This window comes from Arthrobacter sp. CAN_A1 (assembly GCF_015751665.1).
Lineage (GTDB): Bacteria > Actinomycetota > Actinomycetes > Actinomycetales > Micrococcaceae > Arthrobacter_D.
Window position 1 is genome coordinate 1 of the sequence record NZ_JADOUR010000006.1, and the last position, 11860, is coordinate 11860.

The window sequence follows — 11860 nt, forward strand, 5'->3', positions numbered from 1 at the left end:
CACACAACACCACGGGGTGGCATCACATGATCAAATTCAACCAATCAATAAAACAATCGGTATCAACAAACATGGCACACTATTGAGTTCTCAAATAACAGGCGCAATTCGAATTTTCTGTAAATATACTTTCTATTTACATTTCCTCGCTGCGACTTATCTATAAGTTATTCCATCCGCATTCTCTTTGTCAAATCCGCGTTATTTCCGGATTTCGGCAAAAACAACCGAATGAACCGACGAAAAGTTCAGGTAAATCTGGCTTCTGTGCTGAGCACACGCCGGACTACCTGTTGAATTTTCGAAGGGGTTGGTTGCCACTCAATGGCGGCAACTCAGAAAACATTACACGTGGATCCGGGTTCGCGCAAATCCCCTTGCGCGGCCCCGGATTCAGGCGGTCAGACCGGTGACACATCGATTGTCGCCAGGGTGCGTTTGCCGCGGCGGAGCACCAAATACCGGCCGTGGAGCAGCATGTCCTCAGTGATCACGGCATCGGGATCCTGCACCTTGACGTTGTTCACGTAGGCGCCGCCCTCCCCCACCGTGCGGCGGGCCGCCGAATTACTCGCGGACAGCCCACTGGCAACCAAAAGATCAATAATCCCCAGTGAGTCCCTGGACACCTGTGCCGTTGGCAGTTCGGCGATCGCAGCAGACAGCGTGGTGTTGTCCAGCCCGGATAGCTCACCCTGCCCAAACAAGGCTGCCGACGCGGCAATCACCTTCTCGGTCGCGTCCACCCCGTGCACCAGGGAATTCACCTCGAAGGCCAGGGCACGCTGAGCCTCTCGTAGGTGCGGCCGCTCCTCGGCGGCTCTCCCCAGCTCGTCGATCTCCTCATGGGACTTGAACGTGAACACCTTCAGCCGGCCCACCACGTCCGCGTCGGCAGTATTGAGCCAGAACTGGTAGAAGGCGTAGGGGCTGGTGAGTTCGGCGTCGATCCAGATGGCATTGCCCTCGCTCTTACCGAACTTGGTGCCGTCGGAGTTGGTGATCAACGGGGTACCAATGGCGTGGACGCTCTTCCCCTCGGCCCGCCTGATCAGGTCGGTGCCGCTGGTCAGGTTGCCCCATTGATCGGATCCACCGGTCTGGAGGGTGCACCCGTAGCTGCGGTAGAGCTCAAGGAAGTCAAGGCCCTGGAGGATCTGGTAGCTGAACTCGGTGTAGCTGATCCCGGCGTCGGAATTCAGCCGGGCGCTGACAGCATCTTTGGCCAGCATGGTTCCCACCCGGTAGTGCTTGCCGATCTCCCGCAGGAAGTCGATAGCACTCAGCGGTGCCGTCCAGTCCAGGTTGTTGACCATCCGGGCAGGATTGGATCCGGTGAAATCAAGGTATTTTTCGACCTGCGCCCTCAGCTTTTCGACCCATTCGGCGACGGTCTCGGGCGTGTTCAGTGCGCGTTCCGAGGTGGGTCGTGGGTCACCGATCAGGCCGGTGGAGCCCCCGACCAGGCCCAGGGCGCGATGCCCGGCGAGTTGCAGCCGGCGCATGGTGAGCAGCTGTACCAGGTGTCCGAGGTGCAGGCTGGGAGCGGTCGGATCGAATCCGCAGTAGAACGTGACCGGGTCGCCGGCGAGGGCTTCCTCAAGTGCCTCCTCGTCGGTGGAGACGTGAACCAGCCCACGCCACTTCAGTTCCTGCCACACATTGGCAAAGGACGGGTCGTTGCGCTGGCCGCTCAGGAGTTCGGCGGGGCCTGGGTCTGTGGTTTCTGTTTGCTGGGACACAGGCTCTAAATTATCAGTCCTCGATGCCTGCGGGTATTTCACCGGTGGCAATAAGCCGCAGCCGCTGGGTGGGCCGGGTCATGGAGACGTACAGGTCGCCCACCCTGATGGATCGGGGGTCGAGCATTTCCGCTGGTTCCAGCACCACGACGCCATCGAATTCCAGGCCCTTGGCTTCCCGCGGGCTGGTGACCACAATGTCCTGGCCCATACTGCCGGCGCCGAAGCCAATCCTGCGCCCGTACACCCCGGTCAGTGCCGCCCGCACCTCCACCAGGAGCCGTTCGGGGGCGATGATGGCCAACAGTCCACCCTCCACCGCGTCGAGTTCTTCCGGCACAGCGTTCAGGAGCGCCGGAATCAGCTCACGCACCCGGTCCACGATCGGGGCCCAGCGTCCCTCACGGACTGCCTTGGGTGCCGAGACCACCAGGCCCGCGGCGTTGGCCATCCGGGCGGCGGCTTCGGCGATCTGTGCGGGTGTGCGGTAGTTGACAGTCAGTTCCTCGAGCTGCCACCGCTCCCCCACAAACGGTTCAAGCGCCTGCTGCCAGGAGTTTGACCCCGCCGCCGAGCTGGTCTGCGCAATGTCCCCCACAATGGTGAACGATTTCAGCGGGCAGCGGCGCATCAGGACCCGCCACTGCATCGGTGAGAGTTCCTGCGCCTCATCGACCACGATGTGGCCGAAGGCCCAGGTCCTGTCGACCGAGGCGCGGTCGGCCGCGCTCATCCTGGCCTCGGTCACCGCGTTATGGTCGGCCAGGTCCTCGGCGGTGAGCACGCCATCAACCCCTGAATCGGCAAGCGACTCGTTGACATTCTCCAGGGTCCGCTCCGCGTTCGCCAGATCCCGCCGACGCTCCTGATCCCGGACCGCCGTGTCCCGCCCAGCCGACGGGTCGAGGTCTCCGAGCAGCTCGGCGGCCTCGTCGAGCAACGCCACATCAGCTTCGGTCCACGGCGCGCCTACGGGCCGGGTGAGGTGCGCCAGCTCGGCGTCGGTGAATCCTGGCGCCGCAGCAGCAAGGATGCCGGGTTTCGTGAGCAGTTCGGCAATGAACTTTTCGGGCGTCAGGGGCATCCATGCAAGGTTCAGCGCTATCCGTACATCCCGCGAGCTGCGCACATCCTCGGCCAGGTAGGACCGGTCGGCGGTGTTCCCCGCCCCCGACGACTCCTCAAGCTGCTCGGTAAGTTGCTCGGTCAATTCCCGCAGCAGAATTTTGACGAAGGTCACCCGGGCTTCGTTATGGGGTTTTCCCGTGGCGCGGGCCCGGTCACGGGCTTTGCGGACCTGCTGAGGGGACAGGGTCAACAGGGTGCCTTCGACGTTGAGCCGCTTGTCCTCGTGCGGGACCCGCTGGCGGTTCGCCAGGGCCCGCCGCAACACGTCGACCATCTCCAGGCGACCCTTGATCTCGGCTGCCTCCTCGGTCGGTTCCTGCACTGCGGTAATGCCGGGCATCAGGCTGCCGATGCTGGACATCACCACGCCGGTCTCGCCGAGGGACGGCAGCACCCGCTCAATGTATTTCATGAACGCGTTGGTCGGGCCAACGAGCAGGACGCCGGCCGACTTCAGCCGTTCCCGGTGCGTATAGAGGAGATAGGCGGCGCGGTGCAGCGCTACAGCGGTCTTGCCGGTTCCTGGTCCGCCCTGGACGACGACGACGCCCTGGAGGGGCGCGCGGATCACCCGGTCCTGCTCGGCCTGGATCGTGCCGACGATGTCAGACATCTGCCCGGTGCGCTTGGAATTGAGCGCAGCGAGCAACGCTCCCTCGCCCTGCAGTGACTCGTCCTCGGTCAACAGGGCGGCGTCCAACACGTCGTCTTCAATGGCGAGGACGTTCCGCCGGGACAGAATCAGGTGCCGACGTCGTCGCACCCCCATCCGTTCGAAGGCGGTGGCCTGGTAGAAGGTTCCCGCCTCGGGGGCGCGCCAGTCGACCATGAGCTGCTGAAGGTCCTCGGTGGAGAGCCCGATCCTGCCGATGTACCGCTCGTCGCCGTCGTCGAGGTCCAACCGGCCGAACACGAGGCGATCGTCCACCGCGTTGAGCTGCGCCAGCCGGTCCTCGTACATGGTGGCAAACGCATCCCGCTCGGAACGATTCTGGTGTGACCCGGCTGACAGGGAACGGCGCACCTCGGCGAGTTGCCCGCGCTTTTCCTCGCGGAGCTCGTCAAGCCGTTGATATAGCCCTGCCACATAGCCGCGCTCGTGCTCAAGCTCGTTGCGGGCCGTGGATGTGTGATGCATTATGCGTTTCCCTCTCGCCAAAGGCAGACCGTCAATTCTACAGTGCAGGCGGCACTTTTGGCATGATCAATGAAGCCTAGGCAGCTGCCACGGCGTGCACGCGGTACTGCTGCACCGTCTGGCGTCCCTGCAGGGCCTGGAGTTCCAGCACCACCGCGCACCCGACAACCTCAGCCCCGCAGGAATCAAACAACGCGGTTGCTGCGGCAAGGGTTCCGCCCGTGGCGAGGACATCGTCAAGGATCAGCACCCGGGTGCCGGGGACGACGTCGTCCCGGTGGATTTCCAGCGACGCCTCCCCATACTCAAGGCTGTAGGACTCGGAGTGGACCGGCCGGGGTAGCTTCCCGGGTTTGCGGACCGCGACCACGCCCGTGCCGGTGGCGTAGGCGACCGCTGCGGCGAGGAGGAACCCGCGGGCCTCGATTCCTGCTACTACGTCGAACTGGCCGGTGAAGGGGCCCATCAGATCGTCGATGACGGCCCGGAATGCGGGGCCGTCGGCGAACACCGGGGTGAGATCGCGGAAGCTGATCCCCGGCCGGGGAAAGTCCTCGACCGTCAGACAGAGCCGGTCGAGGTGATCCTGGGCTGTGGTTCCGGCGATGGTCGACGATGCGGCGTCGGGCACTGAATTATTCACCCGTTAACTGTACGGGCTGCGCGGGGCTTGGCCGCGCGGTAGCGGGACACCGTGGGGTCATCGGTGAGCCAGTACCGCCACCGGTACTCGGTGCTCCCACCGACGCCCGCCACCCCGACACGGGGGCCGCTCGACACGGCGGCGGGATCAACGGGGGTCTCCGGCAGGATCAGGGCGAGCGGCCCGCTGAACAAATCGGCGCCGTCCAACGCCCGGTTCAGGCCAAGGGCCTGCGCCAGCCGGGCGGGTCCACGCGCCAGGTCACGCTCCACGCGGGGAAAGCCGCGGCGTTCCCGGGCGGCGGCGTGGCCCTCAACAATCTCGCCGGCCCGCAACAACAGTCCGGTGGCCTCCCCCTCGTGGCCGCAGACCACATTGGCGCAGTAATGCATGCCGTAGGTGAAGTACACGTACAGGTGGCCCGGGGCGCCGAACATGGTTGCGTTCCTTGCGGTTTTACCCCGGAACGCGTGAGACCCAGGATCGTCGGGGCCGAGGTAGGCCTCCACCTCGGTGATGCGCACCGCAACGCGGTCAGCGCCGTCGTCGTGGGTGATTCTGGCGCCAAGCAGGCTGTGGGCAACCGCGGTGGCGGGCAGGGCCAGGCGGTTTCGGTCGGTCGTGGGATCCACAGCACAAAACCGTAGCAAACACCTGACGCCGACCGCCCACCCTGATGTCCGATTCCCGCTAGCTGCGGGTGGTGGAACCTGCGACGATGGGGTGATGGACTTCTGGCAGCAATACCGCGCGATCGACTCGCGCGACCCCCGTTTTGACGGGCAGTTCGTCACAGCCGTGGCGACGACGAAGATCTACTGCCGTCCGTCCTGCCCGGCACGGACACCGAAGCCCGCCAACGTGACCTTTTTTCAGACCTCCGCTGCGGCTCATCAGGCGGGCTACCGGGCCTGCAAGCGGTGCCTCCCCGAGGCGGTGCCGGGCACCCCCGCCTGGAACGTGCGCTCGGACACGGCGGCCCGGGCGATGCGGCTGATTTCCGACGGCGAAGTGGACCGGAGCGGGGTCACCGGGCTTGCCGCGCGGCTGGGCTATTCAAGCCGACAGCTGAACAGGATCCTGCACCAGGAACTCGGTGCCGGCCCGCTGGCCCTCGCCCGGGCCTCCCGCGCGCAGACCGCCCGGTCCTTGCTGACCGCAACCGACCTGTTGTTTGCCGACATCGCCTTCGCCGCCGGGTTCAGTAGCGTCAGACAGTTCAACGACACCGTGCAGGAGGTGTTTGCGCTGACTCCCTCCGAGCTGCGGGCCCGCGCAACCATCCCCCCTCGCCACAGCACCAGTGGCGTTGGCGGCGAGCCGGGAACCACTCTGTCACTGTTGCTGCCGCTGCGTGCCCCCTACGACCCCGGCATCTTCGAGTTCCTCCGCTTGCGTGCCGTAGACGGGGTGGAGCACGCCACGACGGAAACGTATGAACGGCTCCTGCAACTGCCCGGCGGGCAGGCGTGGTTCAGCGCACGACTGGCGACGGCGGGCACCGGTGTTCCGGCCCTGGCGGTTGACGTCATGGTCGAGAAGCTTCCCGATCTGCCGGTCCTCCTGTCCCGGATCCGCAGGCTTTTCGACCTCGACGCTGACCCGCTGGCGGTGGACGCCGTGCTGGGAGCCGACCCTCTCCTCGCTGGCCGGATCCTCCTCATCCCCGGCATCCGGCTCCCCGGCGCCATCGACCCGCAGGAGATTCTGCTGCGTGCCCTGATCGGCCAGCAGATCACCGTCAAGGCGGCACGCACCGCTCTGCACCGCCTGGCCGGACTCGGCAGCCCCACTACGCTGGGCCGGTCCGGGATACCCGCAGGGCACCGGGTGGACCGGCTGTTTCCTACCGCCGTGCAGGTAGCCGATGGTGGAGCAGGGCTGCTCAAGGGTCCGGCGCGGCGGATCGACAGTGTGATGCGGGTGAGCGCGGCCCTGGCCGACGGCAGCCTCCAGTTCGGGGTGCAGGACGATCGTGCCGATCTTGAGCGCAAACTCCTGCCGTTCCCGGGCATTGGCCCATGGACGGTCAACTATGTGGCGATGCGCGTTCTCGGCGCCACCGACATCCACCTGAATAATGACGCCGCGGTCCGGAACGGGTGGGCCGCGTTGACCGGCTCCTCCGAGCAAGCCGATCCCCGCCGGGTCTCGGTCGCCATGGAACGGTTCAGTCCCTGGCGTTCGTACGCGACGATGCACCTGTGGCGCCGTGCCGCCACCCCCACACCCCCACCAGTGAAAGCGCTATCTCCATGACCCTCGACCCGTCCCCCACGTACCGGCAGACCACGGTCAACACTCCCGATGGGCCGTTCACCATCCTGGAACAGGACGGCGCTGTGCTCGCGTCCGGCTGGACCGCGGACCTCTCAGATCTCACCGGGCAAATCCATCCCGCACTCCGCCCTGCTGACGTGCCCCGCTTAGTGGACCCGGCGGAGTTGGGCCCCATCAGCGCGGCCGTCACCGCCTACTACGACGGCAACGTCGGGGCAATCGACTCGGTGATGGTGCGGCAGATGTCGGGTCCGTTCCGCAGCCACGCCTGGGACATGCTGCGGACCGTCCAACCCGGCCAGCCGGTGACCTACGCGCAATATGCGTCCCTGGCGGGCAACGCTGCAGCAGTGCGTGCCGCTGCCGGAGCGTGTGCCAAGAATGCTGCAGCGCTGTTCGTCCCGTGCCACCGGGTGATCCGCACCGACGGATCCCTCGGGGGTTTCCGCTGGGGACTGGAGGTCAAAACCAGCCTCCTGGCCCGGGAGGCGACTCACTCGGCGGCGGTATTGGCCCGGTAGAAGTCTTCGAGGACCCGCAGTTTACGGACGCTGATGTGAGGGGTGTCGCCGTCCAGATCCACCCCCACCGCGTCGAGGTGCGCGTGCCAGCGGGCCATCAGCGCCGCGGTCTCGGAGGGATCCTCCACCACGTGCCGGACCGTCACCAGCGTCACCGGCCCGGTGGCGGTGAAATCCACTTCCGCCTGCTCGACGCGCGGCTGCTGGGTGGGGTCAGCGGTGAGCGCGTCCTTGACCCGGGGCAGCCGCGCCTCAAACCGCCGGTCAAAGTGGATCATGGTGATGCCGTCGGTGACCTCGAGCTCGCCCATGGTGTGGGACACCTGGTATTTGGTGGCGTACGCGTCCCTGAGCGCCGCCCAGTCCGCGTCGGGCCGGGCGGGCCGCCCGGCGGCGACGTCGTCGAGTGAGTCAAGAATGAGCTGCCAGCCAGCCGCGCCTTCGGTCAGGAACTCGGTGGTTTCCGACCTGGCCCGGAGCTGGAGCAGGGCCCCCCCGGCACAGTCGAGGACGCGCCACTCGAGGAGCGATTCGAGTCCCATGTTGTCGTCCCAGGTGACCTGAAGGCTGGTGGGCGGATTGAGTTGCAGGACTGTTCCGGTGCACAGGTCCCCACCCATGTCCAGCGAATATTCCTTCCCCAGTTCCCAGCCCGGGGTGAGCTTACCGAGCCATTGGGCGACCCTGGCAGGGTCGGTGAGGAGGTCCCAGATGTAGGACCGCGGGTAGTCGTACTGCCGGTCAAAGGCGAGCACGTAGCCATCGCTCAGCCGTTCGATCCGGCCCAGCGGCTCGGCACGGTCCTCGCGATCCTCGCGATCCGTGATCGATTCGAGCTGCAACTCGCCGGTGAGTTGGGATTTCATGCTGCCTCCTGCGACAGGGTGCTCCCAACCTACCCCAGGGTCCAGCCTTCCGGAAGGGTCCTACCCGGGTACTACCCGGGTATTATCCGGGGGCTACCGCGGCGGGCCAGGGTTGCAGCTCAGGCAGGTCGACGGTGTCCGCGGCTTCTGCTGTATCCGTCGCTTCGAGCCCCCCGACGGGTTCGCGGCCAGCCAGCCAGGCAGCGATGTCCTGCAGGGCACCAGTGACGACGACGGTGTGGGCGGCGCCGTCGTCGTCAAGGGTGCCCTGGATGGTGAGGGGTTCCTCACCCAGCGGGTGCAGCTTCAACGCGGTGCCCTCAGGAACCCGTGCGGCGAGGAAATCGATCAGATAGTGGCAGAAGCGGTCACTCCAGTCCCGCGAGGTGGCGCCGGCATCGAGGTCGGAGGCGTGGATGACCAGTTCCCGCCAGAGGGCCAGGGCCCCGTCGTACATGGTCCCGTCCCGGTAGGAGATTTTCGCTTCCCAATGGTCGCGGGCATGCTCGAAAGCGCCGACGGCGTCGTCAACCGCCGCCACCAGCGCCTCCTTCTGCAATAAAGGATCGCGTTGCGCCCGGGCCTCGATGGCCTGCACCCGGCCTTCGTAGCCGCCGTCGTACAGCTCGATCGTTTCGCCCCGGACGGCGTGTTCAACCTGCCGCTGCATCGCGCGGGAAATTCCCTCCGCGTGGGCCACCACGTGGGCCCGGGACCAGCCGGCCAGCGCAGTCGGTTCGCTGAACGAATTCTCGTCCAGCCCTTTGACAATTGCCTTCAGATCTTCGCCAGCGACGGCGAGGCCGGCTGATACTTCCCGGATGAGATGCTCAATCACCGAGGCGCCTTTCGTTTGGCCCTGTCCCGGGCGCTTGCTGGATCCTGTCCTAGAGCGTACCCCGCACAGCCGCCGGGAAGCTGGCAACAGTGGCCAGCTCGTCCCTGAGTGCCTGCAACTGGCGTTGCACCGCCGCGGGGGCCGTTCCCCCCTGCGAGTCGCGGCTGTTCAGTGAGCCCTCAACGGAGAGCACCTCCCTGACGCCGGCGGTGAGGTGCGGCGAAATGGCTGAGTAGTCAGCGTCGCTGAGGTCCCACAGTTCGACGCCGCGCCCTTCGGCCAGCCGGACTGCCGCTCCGGAGAGTTCGTGGGCTTCCCGGAACGGAATCCCCTGGCGAACCAGCCATTCGGCGATATCCGTGGCGAGGGCGAACCCCTGGGGTGCCAGGGACGCCATCCGCTCAGTGTTGAACGTCAGCGTGGCAATCATCCCCGAGACGGCCGGCAGCAACACTTCCAGGGTGTCAGTGGCGTCGAACACCGGCTCCTTGTCTTCCTGCAGGTCGCGGTTGTACGCCAGCGGCAGACCCTTGAGCGTGGCCAGCAACCCGGTGAGGTTGCCGATCAGGCGGCCAGCCTTGCCGCGGGCCAGCTCCGCGACGTCGGGATTCTTCTTCTGCGGCATGATCGACGACCCGGTGGAGTAGGAGTCATGCAGGGTGACGAAGGAGAACTCCTTGGTGGCCCACAGGATGACTTCTTCACTGATCCGTGACAGGTCAACACCGATCATCGAGGCGATCCATGCGAACTCGGCATAGACATCCCGCGCCGCAGTGCCGTCGATCGAGTTGTGGGTGGCGGAGTTGAAGCCCAGCTCCGCGGCGACAGCCGCAGGGTCGAGTCCCAGCGAGGACCCCGCCAGCGCGCCCGACCCGTAGGGCGACACGGCGGCCCGCTTGTCCCAGTCCTGGAGCCGCTGCACATCGCGCAGCAGCGCCCAGGCGTGGGCGAGCAGGTGGTGGCTGAGCAGTACCGGCTGGGCATGCTGCAGGTGGGTGCGTCCCGGCATGGGGACACTCACATGATCCTCGGCCTGCTGGACCAGCGCGTCGATGGTTGCCAGGACCCCGCTGGCGACAATCCGGGCGTGGTCCCGCAGATACATCCGGCCCAGGGTGGCCACCTGGTCGTTGCGGGACCGTCCGGCACGGAGCTTCCCGCCCAGCTGGACCCCGGCGCGTTCAATGAGGCCGCGTTCCAGCGACCCGTGCACGTCCTCGTCCGATGCCGCGGGCGTGTAGGCGCCGGACCGGACGTCGTCGTCGAGGGTGTCGAGGGCCGTGAGCATCCCGGCGAGTTCGGCGTCGTCGAGCAGACCGGCGCGGTGCAGCACCCGGGCATGGGCCCGGGAACCGGCGATGTCATACACGGCGAGGCGCCAGTCGAAGTGGGTCGACTTGCTCAGGGCGGCCAGCGCGTCGGCCGGTCCGCCGTCGAACCGGCCGCCCCACAGGGCTCCCTCGTTGGTGGTGGCTCCGGACACAGTTACTGACCCGCCCGCTCGTCGCGACCCGAGGCCACCTTGGAGGACAGGCCGAAGATTTCGATGAAGCCGCGGGCCATCGACTGGTCAAAGGTGTCGCCGGTGTCGTAGGTGGCGAGGTTGAAGTCGTACAGGGCCGTCTCGGAGCGGCGGCCGGTCACGGTGGCGCGCCCGCCGTGCAGGTCCATCCTGATGTCGCCCGACACGTACTTCTGGGTGTCGTCGATGAAGGTGTCGAGTGAACGCTTCAGTGGGGAGAACCACTGGCCGTCATACACCAGCTCGGTCCAGCGCTGGCCGACGGTCTTCTTGAACCGGGCCTGCTCACGTTCGACGGTGACGTTTTCCAGTTCGCGGTGGGCGGCGATCAGGGCCATGGCGCCTGGTGCCTCATAGATTTCACGGCTCTTGATGCCGACCAGGCGGTCCTCGACGATGTCGATGCGTCCCACGCCCTGGGCTCCGGCGCGCCGGTTGAGCTGCTCGATGGCCTGCAGCGGGGTGACGGCGACGCCGTCGATGGCGACGGGGATTCCCTCACGGAAGGTGATGGTCACTTCGTCTGCTGCCGGGGAGAACTCCGGGGAATCGGTGTACTCGTAGACGTCCTTGGTGGGACCGTTCCAGATGTCCTCAAGGAAACCGGTTTCCACTGCGCGGCCCCACACGTTCTGGTCGATCGAGAACGGGTTTTTCTTGGTGGTCTGGATCGGGAGGTTGTGTTCTTCGGCGAAGGTGATGGCCTTGTCCCGGGTCAGGGCGAGGTCACGCACGGGGGCGATGCAGTGCAGGTCGGGGCCGAGGGTCTGGATGCCGACCTCGAACCGCACCTGGTCGTTGCCCTTGCCGGTGCAGCCGTGCGCCACGGTGGTGGCGCCGAACTCGCGGGCCGCGGCGACCAGGTGCTTCACAATCACCGGACGGGAGACGGCGGAGACCAGGGGGTAGGCGTCCATGTAGAGGGCGTTGGCCTTCAGCGCCGGCATGCAGTACTCGGTGGCGAATTCGTCGCGGGCGTCAGCAACGTAGGCTTCGACAGCGCCGCAGTCGAGGGCGCGCTGGCGGATCTCCTCAAGGGATTCGCCACCCTGTCCGACGTCGACGGCGACGGCGATGACCTCGGCGCCCGTCGCTTCCGCGATCCAGCCGATGGCCACTGAGGTGTCGAGTCCGCCGGAATAGGCGAGGACAATGCGTTCAGTCATGGGGTGTGCTCCT

10 protein-coding genes are annotated in these 11860 nt (G+C 66.2%); 2 read left to right on the forward strand and 8 right to left on the reverse strand.

Features of this window, described 5'->3' with window-relative positions; all coding sequences use genetic code 11:
* Positions 1–401 precede the first annotated feature (401 nt).
* From tyrS to IWX62_RS08490, 4 genes are all read right to left on the reverse strand, one after another.
* Positions 402–1742 carry a tyrosine--tRNA ligase gene (tyrS, locus tag IWX62_RS08475; RefSeq protein WP_333483307.1) on the reverse strand — a complete coding sequence of 447 codons (1341 nt, stop codon included), beginning with the start codon at positions 1740–1742 and terminating at the stop codon, positions 402–404.
* Positions 1743–1755: 13 nt separating this feature from the next.
* Positions 1756–4008 carry a HelD family protein gene (locus tag IWX62_RS08480; RefSeq protein WP_196840967.1) on the reverse strand — a complete coding sequence of 751 codons (2253 nt, stop codon included), beginning with the start codon at positions 4006–4008 and terminating at the stop codon, positions 1756–1758.
* 76 nt (positions 4009–4084) lie between these two features.
* Positions 4085–4651, reverse strand: a complete 567-nt coding sequence (locus tag IWX62_RS08485) for an adenine phosphoribosyltransferase (protein ID WP_442859249.1) — start codon at positions 4649–4651, stop codon at positions 4085–4087.
* Positions 4648–5283: a DNA-3-methyladenine glycosylase gene (locus IWX62_RS08490; protein ID WP_196840969.1), complete on the reverse strand. Its 636-nt coding sequence runs from the start codon at positions 5281–5283 to the stop codon at positions 4648–4650. Before IWX62_RS08490 ends, IWX62_RS08485 begins: the two co-directional genes overlap by 4 nt.
* A 94-nt stretch (positions 5284–5377) precedes the next feature.
* Between IWX62_RS08490 and IWX62_RS08495 the strand changes: the two genes are divergently transcribed.
* Entirely contained in the window at positions 5378–6910 is a 1533-nt protein-coding gene (locus IWX62_RS08495; protein ID WP_196840971.1) for a DNA-3-methyladenine glycosylase 2 family protein, read from the forward strand.
* Complete coding sequence (locus IWX62_RS08500) at positions 6907–7452, forward strand: methylated-DNA--[protein]-cysteine S-methyltransferase (protein ID WP_196840972.1); 546 nt, start codon at positions 6907–6909, stop codon at positions 7450–7452. The genes IWX62_RS08495 and IWX62_RS08500 overlap by 4 nt, the downstream gene beginning before the upstream one ends.
* On the opposite strand, the gene IWX62_RS08505 is transcribed toward IWX62_RS08500, so the two are convergent.
* The 4 genes from IWX62_RS08505 to IWX62_RS08520 form a co-directional block, all read right to left on the reverse strand.
* A complete protein-coding gene (locus IWX62_RS08505; protein ID WP_196840973.1) occupies positions 7425–8318 on the reverse strand; it encodes an SRPBCC domain-containing protein in 894 nt (297 codons plus the stop codon). The genes IWX62_RS08500 and IWX62_RS08505 overlap by 28 nt on opposite strands.
* A gap of 82 nt (positions 8319–8400) precedes the next feature.
* Positions 8401–9156, reverse strand: a complete 756-nt coding sequence (locus tag IWX62_RS08510; RefSeq protein ID WP_196840974.1) for a maleylpyruvate isomerase family mycothiol-dependent enzyme — start codon at positions 9154–9156, stop codon at positions 8401–8403.
* 49 nt (positions 9157–9205) lie between these two features.
* Positions 9206–10642 (reverse strand): argininosuccinate lyase, encoded by a 1437-nt coding sequence (gene argH / locus IWX62_RS08515; RefSeq protein WP_196840975.1) that lies wholly within the window; start codon positions 10640–10642, stop codon positions 9206–9208.
* Positions 10643–10644: 2 nt separating this feature from the next.
* Positions 10645–11847 carry an argininosuccinate synthase gene (locus IWX62_RS08520; RefSeq protein ID WP_196840976.1) on the reverse strand — a complete coding sequence of 401 codons (1203 nt, stop codon included), beginning with the start codon at positions 11845–11847 and terminating at the stop codon, positions 10645–10647.
* Positions 11848–11860: the final 13 nt, after the last annotated feature.